This window comes from Corynebacterium sp. MSK039 (genome assembly GCF_030232315.1).
Classification (GTDB): domain Bacteria; phylum Actinomycetota; class Actinomycetes; order Mycobacteriales; family Mycobacteriaceae; genus Corynebacterium.
Window position 1 is genome coordinate 82612 of sequence record NZ_JASPJL010000005.1, and the last position, 25493, is coordinate 108104.

General features: G+C 66.6%; 15 protein-coding genes and 1 tRNA gene. 8 read left to right on the top strand and 8 right to left on the bottom strand.

Annotated elements, in window-relative coordinates; genetic code table 11:
- Window positions 1–132: 132 nt before the first annotated feature.
- Both QP997_RS05455 and QP997_RS05460 read right to left on the bottom strand, forming a co-directional pair.
- A complete protein-coding gene (locus QP997_RS05455; protein ID WP_284846474.1) occupies window positions 133–1596 on the bottom strand; it encodes a lipase family protein in 1464 nt (487 codons plus the stop codon).
- 460 nt (window positions 1597–2056) lie between these two features.
- A complete protein-coding gene (locus QP997_RS05460) occupies window positions 2057–4534 on the bottom strand; it encodes a DEAD/DEAH box helicase (RefSeq protein WP_284846475.1) in 2478 nt (825 codons plus the stop codon).
- 327 nt (window positions 4535–4861) lie between these two features.
- Here QP997_RS05460 and QP997_RS05465 point away from each other — a divergent pair, with 327 nt between their 5' ends.
- The gene (locus QP997_RS05465) at window positions 4862–5065 is read left to right on the top strand and encodes a cold-shock protein (protein ID WP_012361084.1); all 204 of its coding nucleotides are present in this window, start codon (window positions 4862–4864) and stop codon (window positions 5063–5065) included.
- Between the two features lie 305 nt (window positions 5066–5370).
- Window positions 5371–8304: a type I DNA topoisomerase gene (gene topA / locus QP997_RS05470; RefSeq protein WP_284846476.1), complete on the top strand. Its 2934-nt coding sequence runs from the start codon at window positions 5371–5373 to the stop codon at window positions 8302–8304.
- A gap of 233 nt (window positions 8305–8537) precedes the next feature.
- Here topA and QP997_RS05475 read toward each other — a convergent pair whose 3' ends face one another.
- Window positions 8538–10064: an adenylate/guanylate cyclase domain-containing protein gene (locus tag QP997_RS05475; protein ID WP_284846477.1), complete on the bottom strand. Its 1527-nt coding sequence runs from the start codon at window positions 10062–10064 to the stop codon at window positions 8538–8540.
- Here QP997_RS05475 and QP997_RS05480 point away from each other — a divergent pair.
- The 3 genes from QP997_RS05480 (at window position 10063) to QP997_RS05490 (ending at window position 12753) form a co-directional block, all read left to right on the top strand.
- On the top strand, window positions 10063–11409 hold the full coding sequence (locus tag QP997_RS05480; protein WP_284846478.1) for a DNA polymerase III subunit delta': 1347 nt from the start codon (window positions 10063–10065) through the stop codon (window positions 11407–11409). The two genes, QP997_RS05475 and QP997_RS05480, sit on opposite strands and share 2 nt — an antisense overlap.
- Before the next feature lie 86 nt (window positions 11410–11495).
- Window positions 11496–11568 (top strand) — tRNA-Thr (locus QP997_RS05485).
- A 69-nt stretch (window positions 11569–11637) separates the two neighbouring features.
- Window positions 11638–12753, top strand: a complete 1116-nt coding sequence (locus QP997_RS05490; RefSeq protein ID WP_284846479.1) for an SLAC1 family transporter — start codon at window positions 11638–11640, stop codon at window positions 12751–12753.
- Here QP997_RS05490 and QP997_RS05495 read toward each other — a convergent pair.
- Both QP997_RS05495 and QP997_RS05500 read right to left on the bottom strand, forming a co-directional pair.
- Window positions 12743–14578, bottom strand: a complete 1836-nt coding sequence (locus tag QP997_RS05495; protein WP_284846480.1) for an FUSC family protein — start codon at window positions 14576–14578, stop codon at window positions 12743–12745. The two genes, QP997_RS05490 and QP997_RS05495, sit on opposite strands and share 11 nt — an antisense overlap.
- 136 nt (window positions 14579–14714) lie before the next feature.
- Window positions 14715–16799: an acyl-CoA dehydrogenase family protein gene (locus QP997_RS05500; protein WP_284846481.1), complete on the bottom strand. Its 2085-nt coding sequence runs from the start codon at window positions 16797–16799 to the stop codon at window positions 14715–14717.
- A gap of 106 nt (window positions 16800–16905) precedes the next feature.
- On the opposite strand from QP997_RS05500, the gene QP997_RS05505 reads away from it, so the two are divergent.
- On the top strand, window positions 16906–18165 hold the full coding sequence (locus QP997_RS05505; RefSeq protein WP_284846482.1) for an MFS transporter: 1260 nt from the start codon (window positions 16906–16908) through the stop codon (window positions 18163–18165).
- On the opposite strand, the gene QP997_RS05510 is transcribed toward QP997_RS05505, so the two are convergent.
- Both QP997_RS05510 and QP997_RS05515 read right to left on the bottom strand, forming a co-directional pair.
- On the bottom strand, window positions 18162–19490 hold the full coding sequence (locus QP997_RS05510; RefSeq protein ID WP_284846483.1) for a polysaccharide biosynthesis protein: 1329 nt from the start codon (window positions 19488–19490) through the stop codon (window positions 18162–18164). The two genes, QP997_RS05505 and QP997_RS05510, sit on opposite strands and share 4 nt — an antisense overlap.
- Before the next feature lie 63 nt (window positions 19491–19553).
- Complete coding sequence (locus QP997_RS05515; RefSeq protein WP_284846484.1) at window positions 19554–20678, bottom strand: alpha/beta hydrolase; 1125 nt, start codon at window positions 20676–20678, stop codon at window positions 19554–19556.
- A gap of 391 nt (window positions 20679–21069) precedes the next feature.
- Between QP997_RS05515 and lpdA the strand changes: the two genes are divergently transcribed.
- Together lpdA and QP997_RS05525 are read left to right on the top strand one after the other, a co-directional pair.
- Window positions 21070–22494: a dihydrolipoyl dehydrogenase gene (gene lpdA / locus QP997_RS05520; RefSeq protein WP_070760399.1), complete on the top strand. Its 1425-nt coding sequence runs from the start codon at window positions 21070–21072 to the stop codon at window positions 22492–22494.
- A 234-nt stretch (window positions 22495–22728) separates the two neighbouring features.
- Window positions 22729–23850, top strand: coding sequence for a hypothetical protein (locus tag QP997_RS05525; protein ID WP_284846485.1), 1122 nt, complete (start codon window positions 22729–22731; stop codon window positions 23848–23850).
- A gap of 89 nt (window positions 23851–23939) precedes the next feature.
- On the opposite strand, the gene ramB is transcribed toward QP997_RS05525, so the two are convergent.
- Window positions 23940–25484: an acetate metabolism transcriptional regulator RamB gene (gene ramB, locus QP997_RS05530; protein ID WP_284846486.1), complete on the bottom strand. Its 1545-nt coding sequence runs from the start codon at window positions 25482–25484 to the stop codon at window positions 23940–23942.
- Window positions 25485–25493 lie beyond the last annotated feature (9 nt).

Below are 25493 nucleotides of genomic sequence, written 5' to 3' on the forward strand. Positions count from 1 at the left end.
GCCCGGGCCCTCAGGGTGTTTTGCAGAGTTTGATGCCGGAAATCGGGTGAAAAGCGGCATTAAACTCTGCAAAACGCATCAATGTGGCCCGCCGTGGGAGCGGGCGGGGGGCGCGGTTACCCCTAGCCCCTCCTAGGACTTCGCGGGGGTGGCCGCCGGATCCGCGGAACCGAGCGAGCCAACGGGGCCCGGGGCGGCGTCGTCGTCGAAGATGGACTTCAGGAAGGGGGTGGAGTGAACCTGGGACGCCGGGACCGTGCCTCCGTGGTCGGTCGGGTACCAGCGGACCTCCACGCGCGCGTTGCGGGGGCTGCCGGTGAACTGCTTGAGCCACATCTCCGTGTTCAGGGAGAGGCCGATGGGGGTGGGGACGTCCATGTCCGCCAGGCCGTGGCCGAGGAAGACCGGCCGGTCGTAACCGGTGGTCGGGGTCGCCATGTACTTCCGCAGCGCCTCCGGCAGGCCGGGGACGTCCCGCAGCGGCTTCTTGAACGCGCGGGCGAGGTTGGTGCCGCGGACGGCGTCGGCGGTTTCCGAGAGGCAGCTCTTCAGGGAGGCGTCGACCATCTTGCGACCCTCCTCGGTGAGTGCGGAGTGCACGTCGATATCGGGGTTGGCCTCGCGGAATCCGGCGAGGATGTACAGCGCGTAGCTGTTCAGGCCCGCTGGCAGCGGGAAGGCCGGGAAGGTGGGGCCGCCGGCGAGCACGATTTCCTCGATATACGCGGGGGCGCCGGTGGCGACGGTGCCCCGGAAGTCCAGGCCCGCGGGCTGGGAACGGGACGTCGCGCCATGTGCCACGTTCAGTGCCGCGCCGCCGCCCTGGGACTGGCCGATCACGGCCCACTTCTTGGAGAGCACGGGCTGGCCCTTGCTCTCTGCGGGGAGCGCCGCCGAGAGGTCGGCCTTGTGGGCGGCGATCACGGAATCCACGACGGAATCCGCGGTGGCCTGGGAGTTGAGATAGCTCATGAGCCCCGGGGTGCCGAGCCCCGCATAGTCCGTGGCGACGATGGCATAGCCCTGGGAGAGCCAGTGGTTGAGGTAGGCGCTATCGCGCTCGCCGCGGTCGTTGATGCTGGGTGCGCAGACGTCATCCATGCCCACCGTGCCGTGCGCCCAGGCGAGCACCGGCCAGCCGCCCTCCGGTGGGGTGCCCTTGGGGAGGAAGATCGCGCCCGTGGAGGCGACGACCTTTCCGTGCTGGTCAGTGGTGGAGTGCGCGACGCGGTACTGGGCGCCCGCATTGGCCAGGCGCAGCGACTCATCGAGCGGGACCTGGGCGATGTGCTCGCCCGGGGTTGCCGGAACCGAGTCCCACTTGAGGCCGGAGTCTGCGGTGGGCTTGGTGTACGGGGCTGGGTCGCGCATCGGATCGCCGAGGTTAACCAGCGGGCGAGGAGTCGTGTCCGCGATGGAACCGAAGACCTGGGAGGAGCCTGCGTTCGGGTTTCCGCCTCCGCCAGTGGAGGAGCCAGGGGCAGCAGTGGCAGCGCCGCTACCAGCGGCAAGAACCCCAAATGCCAGGGTGGCGGCACTCAGCGCGGCGGTGGTTCGGCGGGTGCGAGTGCTCAGTGAGCGAGGAAAGGCGGGCATCGGCGTTCCTTCCAGATCATTAGCTTCGGGCGCAAAAATACTTGGTGATCATCACAGTAGCTGCCCCGGTTTGTCTGCTTCGCCGGTTTCGCTGAAAGATCCGCGTTGCCCGGTGGCCTCGCGCTGTGTCCTTGCATTGCGTTCTCGCGGGGCCCTGCCCTGCGGCGCCTCGCGCGGGCCCTGCAGCTTCTCCCTTACGGGAACCGCACGGCGTCCCCCCCTTGGCTTCCCCGCAACCTCCCTCAGGGAGTTTTGCAGAGTTTGATGCCGGAAATCAGGTGAAAAGCGGCATCAAACTCTGCAAAACGCATCGATGGAGCGCGGGGCGGGGCTCGTGACGCTCGGCGCCCCGGCTAGCGCTGGGCCGGGCGGGGGTGGGCTGGGCTGGTTGGCGCTGAGGCCGCTACCGTCGGGCCGCTAGCCCTGCGCCGCTACCGCCGGGCCGCTAACGTTAGGCCGCTTAGTCCTGAGCTGTCGCGGAGGCCAGGAAACGCAGCAGCTCCAGCGCGCCCGTCTTGAACAGCGGGTCATTGCCATTCCCGCACTTCGGGGACTGTACGCACGACGGGCACCCGGCCTCACACTCGCACGCCCCCACGGCCTCCGCGGTCGCGGCCATCCACCGGCCGAAATCCGCGAAGCCCTTCTCCGCGAACCCCGCCCCGCCGGTATAGCCGTCGTACACGAACACCGTGGGTAGTCCCGTATCCGGGTGCTGCACGATCGACACCCCACCGATATCCCACCGGTCGCACGTCGCGATCAGTGGCAGCAAACCGATCGCCGCGTGCTCCGCCGCATGCAAAGTCCCCGGCCACGTCGGCTCCGGAAGACCCAGGTCAAGCAGCACATCAGGTGCGATCGTGTACGCCACCGCCCGCGTGCGCAGCCGCTCCGGCGGATAATCCAGCGGCACGTTATCGATGATCTCCCCACCCGGCAGCCGCTTGGTAAACCCGGTCACCGTGTGCGAAACCTCCACATTCAGGTCCGCCAGCCACACACCGTCCGCCAGCTGGCGGGTGCCCCGGGTGCGCAGGATCTGGATATCTGTATCCCGCTTCACCCGCGTGCTGTACTCCGGGCTCGCCTGGTGCAGCCACGCCAAGCCCGCGGAAAGATCTAGGTCATCCACCAGGTACGTCTCTCCCTGGTGCACATACACCGCGCCGGGGTGCACGTCCGACACCGCGCGGGCCTCATCCACCGTGCCGAGCATGCGCCCCGACTCCGACTCCACGATCGCCACCTGGCCCGCCGCCCCGCCGCGGATCGCCACCTGCCCGTGGATCTGCTCCGCTGCCTGCAGGTCCGCGAACACCCCGTGCGGCCGCCGCCGCAGCACCCCGCGGGAGATCAGGTGCTCGGCCACCGCCTCGCCCTGCCACGCCGCGATCTCCGCATCGCTCAGCGCGCGCTCCGCAGCTGCGCACACCAGGTGATCGGCCAAAACATAAGGATTGTGCGGGTCGAAGACCGTGTTTTCCACCTCCCGGTCCAGCAGGTCCGACGGGTGGTGGATGAGGTAGGTATCCATCGGATCATCCGCGCCGACCAGCACCACCAGCGCCCCCTGCCCGCGCCGCCCAGCGCGCCCGGCCTGCTGCCGGAAGCTCGCGATGGTGCCGGGGAATCCCGCGGCGACGACGGCGTCCAGCCCACCCACGTCGATTCCGAGCTCCAGTGCGTTGGTTGCGGCCACGCCCAGCAGCTCGCCTTCGTCCAGGGCCTTTTCCAGGTAGCGGCGGTCCTCCGGGGTGTATCCGGCCCGGTAGGCGGCCACCCGCGCGGCGTCTTCCGCCCGGCCCATCCCGCCGAGCTCCTCCGCGGCGGCCAGGGCCACGATCTCCGCCCCGCGCCGGGAGCGCACGAAGCTCAAAGTCCGCGCACCTGCTGCGATGACCCGGGCCATGACCTCCGCAGCCTCCGAGTTCGCGCTGCGGCGCACCGGCGCGCCGTGCTCGCCCTCAACGCCCTCCAAGAAGCCGGGCTCCCACAACGCGATCGTGCGCTCACCCGCCGGCGAGCCGTCCTCCGTCACCGCCACGACCTCAGCCCGCCCGGTCAGCCGACGTGCGTGCGCAGCCGGGTCCACACTGGTCGCGGAGGCCATGATGACGGTGGGGCCTGGCGTCCCCAATTCTGCGCCAGCCACCGACGACGGGCCAGCCTGCACCGAACCGGCCGACCCAGCCCCCGGCACGAGCCGCAGCAGCCGCCGCAGGACCATCGCCACGTGCGCACCGAACACCCCGCGGTAGACGTGACACTCGTCAACCACCAGGTAGCGCAGGGTTTTCAGCAGCCGTGTCCACCGCTTCGGATTGCCGAGGATCGAGGCGTGCAGCATGTCCGGATTCGTCACGATGATCCGCGCCTGCTCCCGGATCGCGCGCCGGGCCTCGGGCGGGGTGTCGCCGTCGTAGGTGGCGACCATGACGTCCGCGAGCTCTGGGGTCGCCGCGCACAGCCGGGCCAGGGCCTGCATTTGGTCCTGCGCCAGCGCCTTCGTTGGGGCCAGGTACAGCGCGGTGGCGGTCGGGTCCTTGGCTAGCGTGGTGAGGATCGGCAGCTGGTAGCCCAGTGACTTACCGGAAGCGGTTCCGGTCGCGACGATGACGTCCCTGCCCTCCCACGCATGCTGTGCCGTTTCGGCCTGGTGGGACCACGGTTGTACGACGCCACCTCGGCGCAGCGTCTCCCTGAGCGAAGGGAGAATCCAGTCGGGCCAGTCCGCGGGGGTGGACAAGCGCGCCGGGACGTGGCGGACGTGCGTGACGGTGGAGTCCGGCATGGCCGCGCACAAGTCCTCGATGAGTTCGGCGCCGAGGGAATTGGGCGCACTGCCGGGATTGGGTGGATGGGGCGCACTGCCTGCGCCGTGGAAATCAGGCGCACCGCCTGCGCCGGAGGTGGGGGTGGAGGACTGCTCAGCCATGATGAGGGCAGTCTAGCCCGAGCACCAGACACACCGCGGGGTGGATTGACGAGGTGGCCTGATGGGGTGGTGCGTCGCGGCTGGGTGGTGCGGCTTGGGGCGGTTGCGTCGGCTGCCGGGGAGCGAGCCGGAAGCAGTCTCGGGGAGCTGCATTAAGCGTTCGACCGATTGTTCATCTAAAACCCCTATCGGTGGCGAAAGAAACATGGCACACTGGTGGACGGTCCCAATCCCATGCGCGGTGTCAACCGTTGATGTGGCGGTGAAGGCCCTGCTCCGCCGAAAGTTGGCGGGGCTGGTACGCCAAGAAAGATAGGTTGTTTGAAAATGGCGCAGGGAACTGTGAAGTGGTTTAACGCGGAGAAGGGCTATGGATTCATCGCCCCAGAAGATGGCTCCGCGGACCTTTTCGTCCACTACTCCGAGATCCAGAGCAGCGGCTTCCGCACTCTGGAGGAGGATCAGAAGGTCGAATTCGAGGTCGGCGAAGGCGCGAAGGGCCCGCAGGCTCAGAACGTCCAGCCGCTGTAAGCAGCGAGTATGAGCTGCAGCCGGCTGCCGACTAGGCAGTAGGCACAGCGAAGAGCAAACGCCCCGGGGCGGTGGTTTCCACCGTCCCCTTTTGCTTTTCTTCACCCCCGTGTCTGCACCACCCGCTAACCTCAGTCCCCAACGGCAGCAAGAACCTATTTCGGGCTTCCCACACCATCCGGTGGGGTTGCAACAGGGGTGGGGAGCTGCCTCAAAGGTGGGGATAACACACCGCCCGATTTCCACTAAGCAGGTATCACTTGCCTATTGTGGCAATCTAAGGAGCAAATCCATGCGGAGGTCACGTGAAGCGTTTAGTCATTGTCGAGTCTGCAACTAAGGCCAAGAAGATCGCCCCAATGCTGGGGTCCGATTACATCGTCGAGGCTTCAGTTGGGCATATTCGTGACCTCCCACGCGGTGCTGCGGACGTTCCGGCGAAGTATAAGAAGGAGCCGTGGGCGCGCCTCGGCGTGAACGTGGATAAGGGCTTCGAGGCCCTCTACGTGGTCTCCCCGGATAAGAAGAAGCGCGTCGCTGACCTGCGCGCCAAGCTCAAGCAGGTCGACGAGCTGCTGCTCGCAACAGACCCCGACCGCGAGGGCGAGGCCATCGCCTGGCACCTGCTGGAGGTTCTGAAGCCCAAGGTCCCGGTCCGCCGCATGGTTTTCCACGAGATCACCAAGTCCGCGATCCTCGAGGCCGTGGAAAACACCCGCGAGCTGGACTACAACCTCGTGGACGCCCAGGAGTCCCGCCGCGTGCTCGACCGCCTTTACGGCTACGAGGTCTCCCCGGTGCTGTGGAAGAAGGTCATGCCGCGCCTGTCTGCAGGGCGTGTGCAGTCCGTCGCCACCCGCGTGATCGTCGAGCGCGAGCGCGAGCGCATGGCCTTCCGCGCCGCCGACTACTGGGACCTGACCGCCGAGCTCTCGATCGACCCCGCCGCCCGGCTGGACGGTGATCCGGCATCCTTCCAGGCCAAGCTCGCCACCGTGGGCGGCCAGCGCATCGCGCAGGGCCGCGACTTTAAGGACGACGCCACCCTCAAGTCCAGCAAGTCCGGCACCCCGCTGGTCCTGGACGAGCAGCGCGCGAAGCAGTTGGCGTCCGGAATTAAGGGCGAGGAATTGCACGTCGCGAACGTGGAGGAAAAGCCCTACACCCGCCGCCCGTACCCGCCGTTCATGACCTCCACGCTGCAGCAGGAGGCCGGCCGGAAGCTGCGCTTCACCTCCGAGCGCACGATGCGCATCGCGCAGCGCCTGTACGAAAACGGCTACATCACCTATATGCGTACGGACTCCACGACGCTGTCCACCGCCGGCATCAACGCCGCCCGCGCGCAGGCAGCCCAGCTGTACGGCCAGCAGTTCGTCGCGGACGGCCCGCGCCAGTACACCCGCAAGGTGAAGAACTCCCAGGAGGCCCACGAGGCGATCCGCCCCGCCGGCGAGCGCTTCCAGACCCCCGGCCAGCTCGCGCAGAAGCTGGACGCCGAGGAGTTCAAGCTCTACGAGCTGATCTGGCAGCGCACCGTCGCCTCCCAGATGGCCGACGCCCGCGGCACCTCCATGAAGGTCACGATCGCGGGCACGTCCGGTGAGCCGGAGACGGGCACCGAGGTGGAGTTCACCGCCACCGGCCGCACCGTCACCTTCCCGGGCTTCCTGAAGGCCTACGTCGAGGTCTCCCGCACCGCGGAAGGTAAGGACGTCGCCGATAACGCGGAGAAGCGCCTCCCACAGGTCACCGAGGGCGTGTTCCTCACCGCAGAGGACGTCACCGCGGACGGTCACACGACGACCCCGCCGGCCCGTTACACCGAGGCCAGCCTCGTGCGGAAGATGGAGGAGCTCGGCATCGGGCGTCCGTCGACGTACGCGTCGATTATCCGCACCATCCAGGACCGTGGTTACGTCCTGCCCCGCGGCAACGCGCTGGTCCCCAGCTGGGTGGCCTTCGCGGTCGTCGGGTTGCTGGAGCAGAACTTCGGCGCGCTGGTGGACTACGACTTCACCTCCGCCATGGAGGATCAGCTGGACGCCATCGCCGAGGGCAACGAGGACCGCACGAAGTGGCTGGAGGGCTTCTACTTCGGTGGCGGCACCAGCTCCCAGAACTACGGCCTGAAGAATGTGGTCGCCCAGAACCTGGAGAGCATCGACGCCCGCCGCGTGAACTCCCTGCACCTCTTCGACGACGCCAACGGCGTGCCGATCGTCGTCCGCGTTGGTCGTTACGGCCCGTACCTCGAGCGCATGGTGAAGAACGATAAGGGCGAGGAGGAAGCGCAGCGCGCCAACCTCCCGGAGTCCATGACCCCAGACGAGCTGACCCTGGAGGTCGCCGAGAAGCTCTTCGCCACCCCGCAGTCCGGCCGCGAGCTGGGCCGCAACCCGGAGAACGGGCGGATGATCGTGGCCCGCGAAGGTCGCTTCGGCCCGTACGTCACCGAGGTGCTGGGCGAGGACGAGGAAGCCGAGGTCACCGCGAAGGCGGAGAAGGTTTTCCTCGCCGAGCGCGATGAGGAGGACGCCGAGCGCGCGAAGGAGGGCAAGAAGCCCCTGTCGCGCGAGACCAAGACCTTCGCGAATAAGAAGGCCAAGCGGATCAAGGAGATCCTCGACGAGACCCTGAAGCCGAAGACGGCCTCGCTGTTCGCCAGCATGGAGCCGGCCACCGTCACGCTGGAGGATGCGCTGAAGCTGATGAGTCTGCCTCGCGAGGTGGGCGTGGACCCCGCCGACGGGGAGGTCATCACCGCGCAGAACGGTCGCTATGGCCCGTACCTGAAGAAGGGTTCGGACTCGCGCTCCCTGGGCAGCGAGGAGGAGCTGTTCACCATCACGCTGGATGAGGCGCGCCGCATCTACGCGGAGCCGAAGCGTCGCGGCCGCGCTGCCGCGAAGCCGCCGTTGAAGCGCCTGGGGGACAACGACGTCTCCGGCAAGCCAATGTCCGTCAAGGAGGGTCGATTCGGGCCTTATGTCACCGATGGCACGACCAATGCGTCGCTGCGCCGCGGGGACACCCCGGAGACCCTGACGGACGCGCGGGCCAACGAGCTGCTCTCCGAGCGCCGTGCGAAGGACGCCGAGAAGGCTGCCGCCGGACCGGCGAAGTCCACCCGCAAGAGCACGAAGAAGACCGCGAAGAAGACTGCGAAGAAGGCGGCCAAGAAGGCCACGAAGCGCAGCACCAAAAAGACCGCGAAGAAGGCAGCCAAGAAGGCTTAAGCCTTATGGTGCTAGAGCACTGAAGTAGTGCTAGGCCCGGGTGGTGGCTCCCAGTAAGGGGGCTGCTGCCCGGGCTTTAGTTGTGTGTTGTGTTTGCTGGCTCCGGCATGTACTTCTCACTTAACTTCGTACTCATCTTCGTACAGTGAGAAGTAAGTACGAAGATGAGTGAGAAGATGCCCTGAGTGGCAGTCAAGCAGATCTAAGAAGCGCCACCGAACAGTGCCTGCTGCCTAGTGGCGGTCCGCGAGGGTGGCGCGCACCGGGCGGGCCAGCTGTGTCATCTGGCGACGGCCGCGCAGCTCCACGGACTTCAGCATGGTCCAGCGGCGCTGCTCCGCCTCATTGGCGAGCCGCACCGTCGTTGCGCTCGTCAGCACCCGCCCCGGGGTGTCCTTCGCCAGGTCGGTCAGGCGGGAGGCCTGGTTCACGGCGTCGCCGATGACGGTGTACTCGAAGCGGTCCTTCGCGCCGATGTGACCGGCGACGACCGAACCTGCAGCCACGCCAACGCCCGCCTCGAACTCCAGATCCGTGAGCTTGGAGTGCATCTCCCGGGCGGCAGCCAGCGCGTGGCCAGCTGCGTCCTCAAGGGGCAGCGGGGCACCGAAGACGGCGAGCGCGGCGTCGCCCTGGAACTTATTGATGATTCCCTTGTGCTCGTGGACGACCTCCACGACGCGGTCGAAGAACTCGTTGAGCGCGGAGACCACGTGCTCCGGGGAACGCTGCGTGGCGAAGCCAGTGGAACCGATGACGTCCACGAACAGCACCGCGACGTCGCGGGACTCGCCGCCCAGCTCTGGGTCCTCCTCCAGCGCGCGGCGGGCGACCTCCGTGCCCACGTATCGGCCGAAGAGGTCCGAGACCTGCTGGCGTTCCTGCAGGCCACGCATCATCTCGTTGAAGCCGGCCTGCACCACGCCGATCTCAGAGGAATCATAGATGCGCACCGTGGTTTCCAGGTTTCCGCGACGCACCTGGTTGATGGCGAACTGCAGCTCGCGCACCGGGTCCACCACACTCATCGCGCTCAACCGTGCGCCCAGGAAACCGGTGAGCAGGGCGGTGGCGGCGAGCGCCACGAGCGCGGGGATCAGGTCCTCCATCGAGCCGTCGAAGAAGTTTCTGGCCTGCGCGAAAATCAGCAGCAGGATGCCCAGCACCGGCACCGCGTTGGTCAGCACCCAGGTGGCCATGAGGCGGGTGGACATCGGCGAGAGGGAGGACTGCTCCAGAGAGCCTTGCTCCAGGGCGCGGGCGGCGACGGGACGAACCAGCCGTTCGGCCTCCATGTACGTCATCAACGTCACCATCAACCCGCCCAACACGGCGGTCACGGCAACCGTAATTGCCCACCGCGAGGAGAACTGCGCGGCCACCGTCGTGAAGATCACCACGCCGATGGCCCACAGCACCGCGCCCGTCACGGACTGCAGGAAGGGGATGCGCAGCACCAGATGCCGGATCATGTTCGGGTCATAGGCATCCGGATTGCGTTGCCAGCGCAGCACGGGGGCGAAGAAGATCAGCGTGAACACCACACCAGCCACGATCGCGAAGATGAAATAACTCAAATATGCGATCGAGGTGACGGTGTTTGGGCTGGTCAGCTCGCGTGCACCGCGCAGGGGGATGAGGAAGCGCAGGAAGGTCGCGACGGCGATCGCGCCGACCACGTTCGTCATCAGAATCATCGCGGCATACAAGGGCCAGTAGGTGCCCCAGACCCATTTCAAGTAGCGCGCGAATTGTTGCATGGCTATTACATTATCGAACCCGTCTACAGCGGGGGCTAGACTGTGCTTCGTGAACGTGGATAGCTCTGGATTCGACCCCGTGGCCGGCGGTGGCGTGTGGCGCAAGATCACCGCCCAGCCGGTTCGGGAGCTGCTCGCGGGCGCGGTGGCGAACCCGCAGGCGATGACGCACTCCTGGCTATTCACCGGCCCGCCCGGCTCGGGTCGCTCGATCGCGGCCAAGGCTTTCGCCACCGGGTTGGTGTGCCCGAATGGCGGTTGTGGGGAGTGCGAGCAGTGCCAGTCCGCGGCCGCCGGAACACACCCGGACATCGTGTGGATCGCGACGACCGGCTCCGTCATCCCCGTCGAAGACGTCCGGGAGGTCATCAGTTCCGCCGCGTCGATGCCCACCGTCTCCCGGTGGCGGGTCGTCGTTGTCGAGGACGCCGACCGCCTCAACGAGGCCGGTTCGAACGCACTGCTGAAGTCCGTGGAGGAGCCACCCGCGCACACCGTGTTTGTGCTCTGCGCCCCGTCCACCGACCCGCTGGACATCTCGATCACGCTGCGTTCCCGCTGCCGCCACGTCTACATCCCGACCCCGTCGCCGCAGCAGGTGGAGGATGTTCTTCTTCAGGACGCCTCCCTGGGCATTACGCAGGAGCAGGCGCGATGGGCCGCCGGGGTCTCCGGTGGGCACATTGGCCGAGCCCGGCACCTGGCCCGCGACGAGGCGGCCCGGACGAAGCGGGCGACGGCGCTGAAGCTGCCGCAGATGGTCTACGAGGGCGCGCGCCTGTTCAGCTTCACCTCTCAGCTGGTGGCGAAGGCGACCGAGGAGGTTGCCGCGCAGGTGGAGCCGGTGGAGGCGAAGGAACGTGAGGCTCTGGAGGAGTCCCTGGGCGTGGGAGCGAAGGGGCGGGGTGCGGCGAAGGCGCAGCGTGGTTCGGCGGGGCAGATGAAGGAGCTGGAGCGGGAGCAAAAGAACCGCCGGACCCGGATGGTGCGCGACGCCCTGGACCTGGCTTTGATCGACGTCGTGGGCTTGTACCGCGACGCGATGCTGCAGGCAGCAGGTGCGGTGGAGCCGGTGGGTGCTTCGGCTGGCGCTGCCGAGGGGGCCGCAGGTGGCACCGACGGCACCGCGGCCACGGCTCATGGCCTGCAGCCCGTGGGTGGGTTCCAACACCCGGATATGCGCGCCACCTCGGGCGAGCTCGCGCGCCGGAACTCCCCGGAAGCGTTGGTCCGCTGTATCGACGCGGTGTCGGCCTGCCGGGAGACCCTGGGGATGAATGTGAAACCGGAGGTCGCGCTCGACGCGCTGGGCGGTGCGCTGCGGGAAGCGTGCCGGGTGAGCTAGCGGTTAGGTTTTGTGTCTTCGCGCTGCTGTCCGCTACGATGATCCTCCGTAAGAATGCTTGAGCTTTAGGCTCTGGGTTTTTGCGCGCCGCCTTAGCTCAGTCGGCAGAGCGTTTCACTCGTAATGAAAAGGTCGCGAGTTCGATTCTCGCAGGCGGCTCACCTAAAAACGGTCACTACCAGCGCAAGCGGTAGTGGCCGTTTCGCATTTCACCACTACACTATGCCCATGACGTCCATCTGGCCCAGCGCGCTGCCGCCCGCCAGCCCGGTGTGGTTCCCCTCGGTCATGGGTACAGCCATCCTGTCCTCCCTGCTCGGTCGCCAGGTCCCGGAGCATGGCTGGCTGCTGTACCCGGCAACGGCGCTGATGTTCCTCGCATTCGTCCTGCTCATCGGCCTGGGGTCCGGCTTCACGGTCAACGCTCGCCGCAACCCCGGGATGTTCGCGGACACCTGGCGGGACATGTCGATCCTCCCGACCTGGGGCACCGTCTCCATGGGCATGACCGCGACGGGCTCGGCGATCCATAACGTCGGCCCGCTGCTGCCCTTCGGGACTGCGGCGACTCCCCGCGCCGGGTTGACGGACTCCGCCCCCGCCGACTGGGTTATCGCCGTGGCCGCCACACTCTGGCTGATCGGCACCCTCATCGGCCTGTTCACCACCTTCCGGGTCGCACTGCGGCTCATGGAGAAGGGGGCCAACCACCCCGTCCCGGCTTGGGGGCTGGCGGTCGTCCCGCCGATGGTCTCCGCCACGACGGGTGCGAGCCTTGTCGACGACGTCGCTTCCGAGCAGCTCACGGTGGTCCTGGTGCTGGCGGTGACCGCGTTCTTCTTTCTGGCGCTGTTCTTCGCCGTTTTGCTGTTCACGCTGGCCTATCGCAGCCACTTCTTCTATCATCCGCTGCCGGTGGACGCCTCCATCTCCACCTGGATTCCGCTGGGCGTGGTCGGCCAGTCTATCGCCGCAGCCCAGTCCATCGCCGCCCAGGCGGAGTTCGTGATGCTGCCTTCGGCGACCCCCGCGGTCACCTGGCTCGCCCACGCCTATGGCTGGGTGGCGCTGGTCATTGCCATTCCCGTAGTGGCTTTCGCGGTGATTCGCACGATCTACGGTTTCCGGGAGCGCATGAACTTCACCCCGGGCTGGTGGGCCTTGACCTTCCCGATCGGCACCGTGGCGCTGGGTGCGGCCATGATGGCGGAGACCATGTCCGGTCCGTGGCAGGTGATCCCGCAGGTGGTGGGCACCGGCAGCCTCGTTGCGTTGTGCTGCACCTGGACCTTCTGCGCGGTCGCGACCCTCACGGCCATTCTGAAGGCGCGCGCTACACGTTAGCCGGGGCGAGTTTGCCGTACATCGCGGCCAGCTTCTCGACGTCGCCGCCCGGAACCTTGTCCAGGTCGGAGTGCGCGGCCGTCGCACCCACCCGCAGCACCTCGTGGGCGACCAGTTGCGCCGCGGCATGGTGATCCCACTGTTCTTGCCGCCACTCATAGGACTCGTTGGCGCACGCATTCGTCACCGCACGCGACTCGTTGAGCTCGTAGCGCAGCTCGCGGCGGTCCAGGATCGCGTCGTCGATCGGGCTGGTCCGCAGGCTGGCGATCATCTTTTTTATCGACGTCAGCAGGTACGCGTAGTTGAGCTCGGCGGTCTTCTGGAGGTTATTGGGGCGGAAGAGCCAGATGGCTAGGACGGAGAGCAGGGAGGCGATCACCAGTTCCGCGCCGCGGTCCATCGCCGTCTGCCCGATCGGGGCGCTGCCCAGGCCGGCCATCATGAGCCCCAGCGGGGCGGTGAAGACCATCGCCAGCCCGTAGTTCGCGGCGATGAAAAGCTCCGTGCAGGCCATGGCCACCGCCAGGCCGATGAGGTCCATCAGGATGCCCGGGTGCAGCTGATAGAAAGCCAGGTACAGCAGGATGCCGATGACGGACCCCGCGATGCGGTGGATGCAACGCACCGTGCCCGCCATGCGGTAGGGCCCCTGGCCGAGCAGCAGCATCACGGAGGTGATCGCCCAGTCCGGCCGACCCAGACCCAGCACCGTGGAGAGGATGGACACGCCCAGGCCCGCGAGCGCGACGCGCTGGGCGGTGACCATCGGGTGGGAGTCGCGGTGCCACTGCCGCTTCAGCTTGGCCCACGCGCCGGGGGAAGCGAGCGGGATCGTGCGCCGGTCGGAAGGGGAGTGGCGCTGCGCCTGGGCGTCCGGGTCGGCGGTGGCCCAGCGGTGCTGTGCGCTGAGCATGCGGTGCACGAGCTCCTCGCTTTTGGTGCCCCGGGCCTCAGGGGTGATCGCTCCGCCGTGGATGGCTCCCGCGTGGGCCAGCATCGACCAGGCGCGGTGGATCGCGCCGGCGGCGGTGAGCTTGAGCGATTCGTACTCGGCCGGCGCCTCCTTGGTCCGGGCCTCCAGATAGTCGGCGACGGCAGCCTCGGCGTCCTCCACCGCCTTGCGTTCCGGTCCGTGCTTGTCGACCAGCCAGCCGGACATGCTGATGATGAACCCGGAGACCGCGCCGATGATCGACCAGATCAGGGTGGCGGAGAGGGAGATGGAAATCTTGTTGACCATCAGCCCGCCGGTGACGAAAAGCATCAGATACGGCCCCGGCGGGGTGAGCCGTAGACACATCGTCACGTAGACGCAGACCACGCAGACGGCGAGGAAGAGCATCAGCGGTAGGTAGGCGATGAGCGCGCTGCGCGGGTTGGCGATGACCCCGCCGATCCCCTCGGAGAAATCCATCTGGCCGTGGGAGTGGCTCCAGATACCAAGCAGGCGGAAGCCCAAGGTCAGGCTGGTGAAAAACAACCCATAGCGCAGCAGGGACTTCCAGCGCTCGCGGTAGGGCTTATTCTCACCGTTGATGAGGAGCACAGCGCCCGCGGAGACGAGCAGTAGCTCGGAGCCGAAACCCAAAAGATAGCCGATGATGCCCGGGATCAGGATCGCCAGCGCCGCGCGGGTGGCGCGGGGAATATGGTGGCGGAAGGAGTTAAAAGTCAGCAGCATTGCCCGCATCGAGGGCGGGGAGGGGGCGTCGGGGAGGGCGCGGACGCCGAAGGAATCGGCATCCGTGCCGAAGATACGGTCGACTGAACTTTTGCCCGCTGCTGGCGGGTCCTGCCTATTCTGATCTCCCGAAACTGTCACTCAGTCGAGTCTAGCGCGCGGGTTGTGCGCGAAGTTTGCAGGGTGGATGCGGCCGCGCGACCAGTATTTTCCACCCGCTGGGGCGATTTTCCTGCTGTGCGAACCCAGCCACGCGGCCTCCCCCGCAGCACTGGGGTTAGTCCTCCCGCCAGCGGCCTGGCTGGCCGACCGCCGGGTCGGACTCGGCCTTGGTCACCATGTCCTCATAGCGCTGCATGAGGTTCACCGAGGTGATCTCCGATGGCACACCGAAGGCGTCCACCAGCAGCTCCGACCAGGGGGCCAGGGAGTCCACCAGGTCGTTGAGCGCCGCGCGGGCCGCCTTGGTGCGGGTGCCTGTGAGCAGGTTCTGCTCCAGGTACCAGCTGCCGTTGCGGACGATGAGGTCCAGGAAGTAGACGTCGCGGACCTGCTCCATCACATCGCGGGCGGTGTCACTGGTCAGCGTCGCTTCCGCCTCCAGCATGGCCTCGAGGAGGATACGGTCCACGTGCGCCCACGCGACCTCCAGTAGGTGGTCCTGTGCCCGGTCGACGACCTTCGCGGCCTTCTCCACCGGCATGTCCTTAGCCACGCGCAGGCGTCGGCCCAGCGAGACCATGAGGCGGCGTTCCCGCTCCGACACCAGGCGCAGCTGGCTACCCGGGTCGAAGAGGGTGGCCTCTTCGCTGTCGGAGAAGGTGTCCTTCAGGTTCTGGACCAGAGCATCCGCGGCGGTGCGGCGGCGCAGCAGGGTGGAGAAATTATCCAGCCCGAAGCGGACCATCTCCAGCGGGTTGAAGCTGCCGATCTCCTTGGAGAAGCCGGTCATCAGCTCCTTCCCGGCCAGCTGCATCATCACCACGTTGTCGCCCTCGAAGGTGGTGAAGATATCCGAGTCTGCCTTCAGGCTGGTCAGCAGGTTCTCGGCCATGTAGCCGTAGCCGCCGCAGGCCTCGCGCATCTCCTGGATGGTGTCGGTGGCGTGCGCGGTATTCGCAGCCTTCAGGGCGGCGGCGTGCGCCTCGAGCTCGCGCTGGTCGGCTTGCTCCTCCTTCGTGGCGTTCACGGGGTCGACGCCGCGTGCCTCGAGGTCGTGCAGCCCGGAGATCAGCTCGTTCGTCGCCAGCTGCAGCGCGTAGGCGCGCGCCACCCGGGGGATGAGGCGCAGCCGGTGCTTGCGGTGCTGGATGAGGGTGTTTTCCGGCAGGTCATCGCTGGGCGCGAACTGCTTGCGCAGGTTGGCGTAGCGCACGCCGATGTCCAGGGCGGTGCGGGCCGCGGCTCCGGCGGCGGCGCCCACCGTCACGCGCCCGCGGACCAGCGCGCCGAGCATCGTGAAGAAGCGGCGGTTCGGGTTCTCGATCGGGGAGCTGTAGTTGCCTTCCTCGTCCACGTCGGCGAAGCGGTTGAGCAGGTTCTCGCGCGGAACGCGGTAGTTCTCGAAGACAAGGGTGCCGTTGTCCACGCCGGGCAGCCCGCCCTTGTAGCCGTGATCGCCGAGGCGCACGCCCTCGACCGGGGAGCCGTCGTCCTCGCGGATGCGGGCGACGAGGCAGTGCACGCCGTGCGACTCCTCCACGCCCGGGGTGTAGAGCTGCGCGAAGACCGCGGCGAAGCGGCCGTCGCGGGCGGCGTTGCCGATGTACCACTTCTCCGAGGACGCGGTGGGGGAGTTGATGATGAACTCCTGGGTCTCCGGGTCGTAGGTCGCGGTGGTCTCGAGGTTCTGGACGTCGGAGCCGTGGCCGCGCTCCGTCATCGCGAAGCAGCCCAGCGCCCGTAGTTCGATCAGGTCCTTGACCAGGTCGTGGTGACGCTCGGTGCCGAGGTTGCCGACCGCGCCGCCGAACAGCCCCCACTGCACGCCGGACTTCACCATCAGCGAGAGATCTGCCATTCCGAGCATCTCGATGCTGGCCAGGGTCGTGCCGGTCTCCCCGGTGCCGCCCTGCTCCTCGCGGAATGCGCCGTGCGGCAGGCCGGAGTCCAGCACCGACTGCAGCTGGGCGGTAGTGCGGGCGCGGGCTTCTTCCAGGCTTAATCCCACCGCGGGCCGGAACTGATCGTCCTTGAGCGTCTCGCGGATGGCGTCGCGTGCCTCGCCGAACTGGCCGTCGAGAGCCCGCGTGAGCTCCGGGAGGATCGCGGGATTCGGGGTGGTCGGCAGGGGGTTGGGGGCCTTGGAGCGACGGGCGATGTCGGATCCAAGCTGCTTGGTCTTTGGTGAGTTCTGTGCCATGACCCAAGGTTACGCAAAGTGGCGGGCGTCACAGCTATTTCGCGATAACTTTCTAAACCCCCATTCCTGTCAGGCCGCACTCTCCGGAGGATTACCATGGGTAGCCATGTCGCAAAGCTCTGATACCCCAACCAATCTCAACATCGACTCGCGAAGCTCGAAGTACAAGGGCTCGCGAGCGTGGTTCATGGTTGCGTTGGCGGTATTTATCGTCGCGTGGGGCGGCAACGAGTTCACCCCGATGATGGTCTTCTACCGCGGGGAGGACGTCTTCTCCCCGGTGTTCGTGGACGCCCTGCTGGCGTTCTACGCGGTGGGCATCGCGGTCGGCCTGCTGGTCGCCGGGCCGCTGTCTGACCGTTATGGACGCCGCGTCGTCATGCTGCCTGCTCCGATCGTCGCGCTGATTGGTTCCATCCTCATCGCGATGGGCGAGACCAGCGAGCCGATCATCTTTGCTGGTCGCATGCTTTCCGGCCTGGCGCTGGGCATGGCGATGACCGCGGGTGGCTCCTGGATTAAGGAGCTTTCCAGCCCGGCCTTCGATCCCACGGCGAAGCCGAACTCCGGGGCGAAGCGTTCCGCGATGGCCATGACCGGCGGTTTCGCGGTGGGTGCATTGATCGCCGGCCTGCTTGGCGAGTGGGGGCCGATCCCCGGTCAGCTGCCCTACATGATCCACGTGGTCCTCTCGATCGTGACGATCGTGGGCCTGATGACGGTGCCGGAGACCCGCCAGAGCGCACACCTGAAGGTCAAGGGCTCGTTCCTGAGCGACCTGGCGTCCCCCTCCGCGAAGCACCCGCGTTTCCTGCTGGTCGTGCTGCCGCTGGCGCCGTGGGTCTTCGGCTGCACCGGCGTGGCCTATGCGATCATGCCGGCTCTGATTCAGAATTCTTATGGCAATCCGATTGCCATCACCGCGGGTATCACCGCCCTGGCGCTGGCTTTCGGCTTTGGTATTCAGCAGTTCCCGGACCTGTACTGGCGTAATCATTCCGCGTTCGGCCAGCAGATCGGTCTGGTCATCGTGATCATCGGCATGCTCGTCGCTGCCTGGACCGCAAAGACCGTCTCCCTGGCGGGCGCGTTGATCGTCGCGGTCGTTCTGGGGCTGGGCTACGGCATCACGCTGCTGACGGGCCTGACGGAGGTGCAGCGGCTGGCCAGCCCGGATGAGTTGGGTGGCCTGACCGCGATCTACTACGTGTTCACCTATGTGGGCTTCTTCTTCCCGATGATCCTGACCCGTCTGTCCGAGTGGTTCAGCTACCCGGTCATGCTGCTCGCGGGCGTGGTGGCTGCGGTCCTGAACCTGGTCCTGATCACGGTGTTCTCCCGGAAGTTCATCCCGGCGGAGAGCTAGGCCTTTTCTTTCACGACGTCGCCCTCGCCGGCCTCGACACGGCCGGGCCGGGTTGGTAGGCGCTGGAGCCGCCAGAGCTGGAGGGCCACGCCGACCAGCGGGCCGATCCCGAGTGCGAGTACCGAGCGGAGCTCAGGGGTGGTGTCCACCAGCAGCAGGCCCACCGCCGCGACGGTGGCGATGGCCCAGCCGAACCAGTACAGGTCGTGGCGGCCCGCGGCGAGGGCCGCGGAGCCCGTGACCATGAGCAGTGCGGTGCCGGTGGAGGCGAAGGTCAGCAGGCCGAGGGCTGCGGGGGAGACCAGGTAGGCCTCGTCGAAGAGCAGCGCCATGATCGGTCGGCCCACGAGGTAGGCGGCGATCCCGCCCACCGCGCCGATGGCGATGATCGCCAGCGCGGGTGTGGCCGCGGCGCGCAGCACCTGCTCGCGGTGTTTGGTGAAGTGCACGATCAGTGCCGGCTGGAAGCGCTGCAGGGGGACGAGCAGCGGGGCGCGGGTGAGGGTGACGGCTGTGATCGTTCCGGCGAGCACTGCGCCCGCCCCGGCGGCTCCGCCGGCGGAGCTGAGCTCCTCGCCGGTGCCGCTGGCCCCGGCGAAGTCCAGGTCGGTGGTGGCGCGCAGCAGGACGGGGAAGCCGGTGATGAGCACGGCGTTAGCGCCGGAGGCCAGCATCGCCTTCAGCCCGCGTTGCACGAAGGCTCGGGCGGGGATGTCCGCGCGGTGGCTCAGCAGTGGGCGCACCCCGGGGAGCAGTGCGAATGCGGCCCAGGTGCCCGCGCCGATGACGGTGATGATGAAGAAGGAAACCACGCCCCACCCCAGCCACCAGGCGAGGGCTGCGAGCAGTAGGCGGATCCCGGAATCGATGCCGATGAGCCAGGCGAACTCGCGCCAGCGGGAGGCCGCGGAGATCAGCCCGCAGAGGATGGCTTGGAAGGCGAAACTCGCGAGCCCTGTGGCGGTGAGAATGGCAGCCCACAGGGGGTGGGCGGGGCTCACGCTGGTGGCCCACAGCGGGGCAGAAACCAGGGAAAGTAGCCCGAAGGCGAGGGCGAAGCCGCCCGCCAGAGTAAAGGGGCGGGCAGCACCGCGATCGGTGGCCGTCTCCCGCGGTTCGGTGCCCTTGCGGTTGTGCCGGGCGGCGGTCACGCCGCGGGCGGTCTCCTGCATGAGGCCGTCGATCAGCCCAGTGAGGGCGAAGAATAGCCCCCAGAAGACCATGAAGTCCACATAGCCTGCGGGCGGAAGGGCCTTGGAGGCGATCCAGATGACCAGGTAGCCCGCGGCGGCGACAACAACGGTGGCGATGCTCAGTGCGCGCATGATGGCCGCACCTCCCGCCGCGCGTTAAGCCCGGCCCTCAACAGGGCCGGGCGGTGTGGGTTTTTAGTTCCCGAAAGCCTTCTCCAGGACCGGCAGGTAGCCGCGCAGGTCGTCCTGCCAGTAGCCCCACTGGTGGGTGCCGGTGTTGCGGAAGTTGAAGGTGGCGTCCTTCTTACCCAGGGAGCGCAGCTTCACATCCAGGTCGTGGGTGCAGCCATTGGTGGCGGCTTCGATGACGCCACCCTCCACAGCCACGGTCGTGGCCGCGGACAGGTCGCCGTTCACGCGCTCGGAGCTCAGCACGTCGTGCTTGCCAACCAACCCAGAGGCGTTGGAGACGTACAGGTTCGGCTGCTTGACCAGGTTCTTCGCGTTGACCAGGGCATCGTCACGCAGGGCTGCCGGGGTGTGGGAACCGCCCCACATCTCGTTGACGTTGGTCCCGCCGCGGGCCAGGGTGATGCCGATGAAGGCCGGGGCCAGACCCTTGGTGGTCGACGCGCAGCCGGAGAAGGAACCGACGGAGTCATAGAAACCCTGGTTGTGCGCGGCCAGGTTCAGCGAGGAGGTGGCGGACATGGACATGCCCGCGATGGCGCGCTTGCCGTTGGCCTTCAGCTCCTTCTCGATGGTCTGCGGCAGCTCCTTGGTCAGGAAGGTCTCCCACATCGGCTTGTAGCCAGCTTTGTTGTACTTGTTCACCCAGTCGGTGTAGTAGCTGAACGCGCCAGACATCGGGATGACGATGTTGGCGTTGAGGTTCTTGCCGTAGAAATCGATGATGTCCGACTGGTTGATCCAGTTCGCCCGGCCCTCGCCGCCGTCGGCGCCGTTGAGCATGTACAGGGTTGGCAGGCCGGCGGTTTCGCGCAGCTTCTTACCCTTCGGGCCGATGACGACCAGCGGGATTTCCAGGCCACCCATGGCCGGGGAGGTCGCGGTGGCATAAGTGACGTTGTGTCCCGCGCGCTTCAGCTTCTTGACCTCGCTGACCCAGCGACCGTTGGTGCTCGGGTTCACGGTACCCGGCAGCTTATCCCAGTACAGATCTGCAGCCTTCGCATTGCTAGCGACGGCCTGGGCGCTCACCGGAGCAGCCGAGGCAGAGGATGCGGTGTGGGCGGCCATGGACAGTGGCATGAGGGCCGCGAGGGATGCGGCGAGGCCACGGGCGAGGTACTTCTTCATCGAATTTCCTTTGCGTATCAGCTGTGGTGATCGGCGGTTTCTCTGTCCCTACTCCGACCAGCGGCTGGGAATCTACCAGCTAGATAGTAGCCATGATTATGAGCTAAGGGAAAGCAAATGCCAGCTTTTCTTAGTATTTTTGCTCATAAAGCTGCTAGAACTAATGCAGGAAGTGGACAGGCTGTTCTCATTCCCCTGGCATCGCAGCACGTGAAGGCCAAAAATTTCGGATCTTTCCCTCGGATATTTTAAGGACAATCAGAGATGCAGTTCATCGACCAGATCATCCTCATCATCACCGACTTCCTGGGCGGATTCGCCCACGGCAGCGCGGATGCTTTCTCCAGCCTGAAGCTGGCTCTGGGCTCGATTTAAATATAAGGTGGGGGCCGTGGCTGAACATTATGACGTAGTAGTAATCGGTGCAGGCCCTGGCGGTTACGTCGCCGCAATTCGCGCGGCGCAGCTGGGCCTCAAGACCGCAGTTGTCGAGAAGCAGTACTGGGGCGGCGTGTGCCTCAACGTGGGTTGTATCCCCTCGAAGGCTCTGATCCGTAACGCAGAGCTGGCGCACACCATCACCAAGGAAGCGAAGACGTACGGAATTACCGGCGATAACATCTCCATGGACTTCGGTGCAGCGCACAAGCGTTCCCGCAAGGTCTCTTCTTCCATCGTCAAGGGTGTTCACTACCTGATGAAGAAGAACAAGATCCAGGAGATCCACGGCCGCGGCGAGTTCGTCTCCGACAAGGAGATCTCCATCGTCGAGGGGGATGACGAGGGCAAGAAGATCACCTTCGATAACGCCATCATCGCCACCGGCTCGGTCGTCAAGTCCCTGCCGGGCGTGGAGATCGGCGGCAACATCGTCTCCTACGAGGAGCAGATCCTCGACGAGAACGCCCCGAAGTCCATGGTCATCATTGGCGCCGGCGCCATCGGCATGGAGTTCGCCTACGTGCTCTCCAACTTCGGTGTGGACATCACCGTCGTCGAGTTCATGGACCGCGTCCTGCCGAACGAGGACAAGGACGTCTCCCGCGAAATCGCGAAGCAGTACAAGCGCCTCGGCGTGAACCTCAAGACCGGTCACAAGACCACCGAGGTTCGCGACCTGGGCGAGGGCAAGGGCGTCGAGGTGGACATCGAGTCCGCCGACGGCAAGAAGTCCGAGACCATCAAGGCAGACCGCGTCATGGTCTCCATCGGCTTCGCACCGCGCACCGAGGGCCTCGGCCTGGACAAGGCCGGCGTCGAGCTGGGCGAGCGCGGCGAGATCGTCATCGACGAGCGCATGCGCACCTCTGCGAAGAACATCTACGCCATCGGCGACGTCACCGCGAAGCTGCAGTTGGCCCACGTCGCTGAGGCGCAGGGCGTCGTCGCGGCAGAGACCATCGCTGGTGCGGAGACCCAGGAGCTGGGCGACTACCAGATGATGCCGCGCGCCACCTTCTGCAACCCGCAGGTCGCATCCTTCGGCTACACCGAGGAAGCAGCCCGCAAGAAGGCGGAGGAGGACGGCCGCGAGATCAAGGTCGCGACCTTCCCGTACACCGCCAACGGCAAGGCACAGGGCCTCGGCAACGCAGTGGGCTTCGTGAAGCTCATCGCGGACGCAGAGTTCGGCGAGCTGCTCGGCGGCCACATGGTCGGCCCGGACGTCTCCGAGCTCCTGCCGGAGCTCACCCTGGCGCAGCGCTTCGACCTGACCGCGGACGAGATCTCCCGCAACGTGCACACGCACCCGACCCTGTCTGAGGCCATGAAGGAAGCCGCCCACGGTATCGGCGGCCACATGATCAACCTCTAACAGGTCCCTAGGGCGCGAACGCGCCCTAACCGGCGGGCCACAGCGCCCGCCGAGAATCTCTGCAGCGCGCCCCCGAACCGGCGAAAATGACCGGTTCGGGGGCGCGCTTTGCCGTGCTTAGAGCATTGACCGTAAAATCCACTCCACCCAGCGCAAATACCGGTGATCTGGCACAGCCCGGACGCGCTGCGGGCAGTTCACAATCCCCCTGAGGCAAGGAAAAACGAATCACCCATGACCACCCGCATCGGCATCGTGGCAGACCCCGGTCTGCCCGAACGGCGCGCTAAAGCGCTCTTCGCCGATCTCCAAGCAGCAGCCAAGGACCACCGCACCGGGGAGCCCGCCGAACTCTACTTGCGCATCGGCTCCTTCCCGATGAGCTCCCGTGGAACCGTGGAGCTGCACGACAACACCAACGACGTGCTCGAGAAGTACCAGTGGGACCGGCTGATCTACCTCACCGACCTGCCACTCAGCACCCGCCGGCCGGTGATCAGCCAGTGCATCCAGAACGGCAAAGCCACCATGCTCTGCCTCCCCGCCTTCGGCCTGCTGCGCGCGAAGCTCGGCCTGAAGCAGGAGATGACCCGCCTGGTGCAGGGCAAAATGGCAGGTGCGGGCGTGCCCGAAGAGAACATCGACGGATACGAGGACATCGCGGGCGGCGACGTCCGAGCGGATACCACCCGCGTGCTGGAGGGCCGTGGCCGCACCCTCCGCCTGCTGCTCGGCATGATCCGCTGCAACCGGCCGGTGGCCCTGCTGCGGGTGCTCTCCGGGTCCATCGCCCTGGGCGTGGCCAGTGGCGCCTTCGGCGTTTTTTTCGGCTCGATCTGGCTGATGAGCTCGCTGATGCCGATCTGGCGGCTGATCCTCATCAGCATGCTCGCGATCTGTGGGATGACCTTCTGGCTGATCTACAACAACAGCCTGTGGAACCCCCGGTCCTCGAAGTTGCACTACGACTCGGTGGGGTGGTGGCGCGCCCGGTGGGATAACTACGCCACCCTGGTCACCGTGGCGATCTCCTCGCTGCTGATGTACCTGCTCCTCATCGGGGTGCTGCTCATGCTGGCGGCAGCGATCGTGCCGGTGAAGTACTTCAGCCTGCAGATTGGCCACCCGGTTCAGCCGTGGAATTACCTGCTGTTGGCGTGGTTCGCTGCGTCGCTCGGCATGATCGCCGGCGCTCTGGGATCCGGCTTCGACTCGGAGGAGGCGATCCAGCAGGCCACTTATAACCGCCGCGAGCTGGAGCGCCGCGCGCAGATCGGACTCTTCGACCGCGAAGAGCCGGGCTTCGGTTACTACAACACCGATACCTCGCTAGACATCACGCCGCCACGCGACTAGGCACACCACTAGCGGCGCTACTAGCCACGCGGCGGCGCGAGCGTCGCGGGGGCAACGTCCTGGGACAATCCGCCCGCGTCCGAACGCCGCTAGTACGGCGAGACCGAGGAACGGTGGGCGTCGATGTCCACCTGGCGGTCGATCGGCGGGAACGCGCGCTGCGGGCAGGTCGTCCTCGGGCACAGGCGGCAACCCGAACCGATCGGGGTGGCCGCGGAGGTGTCCTCCAAGTCCAAGCCATCGGCGTACACGGTACGCTGCGCGTGCCGCAGTTCGCAGCCCAGGCCGATGGCGAACATCTTGCCCGGGTTCCCCCACGCCGAGCGGTGGTGATTCACTGTTCGGGCGACCCACAGGTACGTGCGACCGTCCGGCATCTGGGCGATCTGCCGCATGATCTTGCCCGGGTAGCTGAAAGTCTCATAGACATTCCACAGCGGGCACGTACCGCCCGAGCCGGAGAGGTGCAGGCCAGAGGCGCTCTGCCGCTTGGACATATTTCCCGCCCGGTCCACCCGCACGAAGGTGAAGGGCACGCCGCGCAGGCTGGGGCGCTGCAGGGTGGACAGGCGGTGGCAGACCGTCTCATAACCCACCCCGTACTCGCGCATGAGGAACTCCAGGTCATAGCGGGACTCCTCTGCGGAGGCGTGGAACTGCCCATAAGGCATGAGCAGGGCCGCCGCCCAGTAGGTGGCCAAGCCGCGGGAGGCCAGCCTACGGGAGGCATCGGAGGTGAAATTACCCAGCTCCACCAGGGAACGGATGGTCGGGCCGGCCTCCAGGTAGGCCAGCTCAGTGGCCAGGCGGAACGCGATCTGCCCTGGCCGCATCATGGCGGAGACGTACAGCCGCTTCGTCTCCGGGTCGAAGGTGTGCTGCGTGTCCCCCATGTCGCGAGAGTAGGTGACCGTCACGTTGTGCTTATCTGTGAGCCGGTCGACGAGGACCGCCTCCGCGTGGCGAATCTGCGTGGCCCCAAGGTTCAGCTTTTTCGCGAGCTTCTCGGCCTGTACGTCCAGGACGTCCACGTAATTCTGCCGGGCGTAGAAGTAGTCCCGGACCTCTTCGTGCGGCATGGAGAATGCCTCCGGCCCGGATGCACGCCCAAAGAGCTCGCCACGAGGGGTGATGGACAGCACAGCAGAGCCCTGCAGGCGCTCCTCCGTGGCTAGCGTGAGCTTGTCCGAGACGTTCCGGTAGCGACTGTGCATGTCCACCATGGCCCGGGCGATGGCAGGGTGGTGGCGCACCAGCTCAGCCAGTTCCGTGACGTCCACCGGAGTGGGCCAGATATCGCGGTCGGCCATGACGTCCTGAACCTCGGCGAGCAGGCGGAGGGAGTCCTCGTTGGCAAAGAAGGTGGCGTCCACACCGAAGGCCCTGGTGATCTTCTGCAGCACCGCCAGGGTCAGGGGGCGCTGATCGTGCTCGATCTGATTGACGTAGCTCGCGGATAGCCCCAGAGTCGTGGCGAGCTGCGCCTGCGAGATATCCCGCTCCTTGCGCAGCTGCCGTAGCCGGGAGCCCACGAAGTTCCGGTTCGGCTCCTCCGGCGTGCGAGAGCTCCGGGAAGCTCGGGCACCCTGGGTGCTCCGGACACCCCGGGGGCCGGGGGACGGTGCGTCTGCCATGCTGAACCT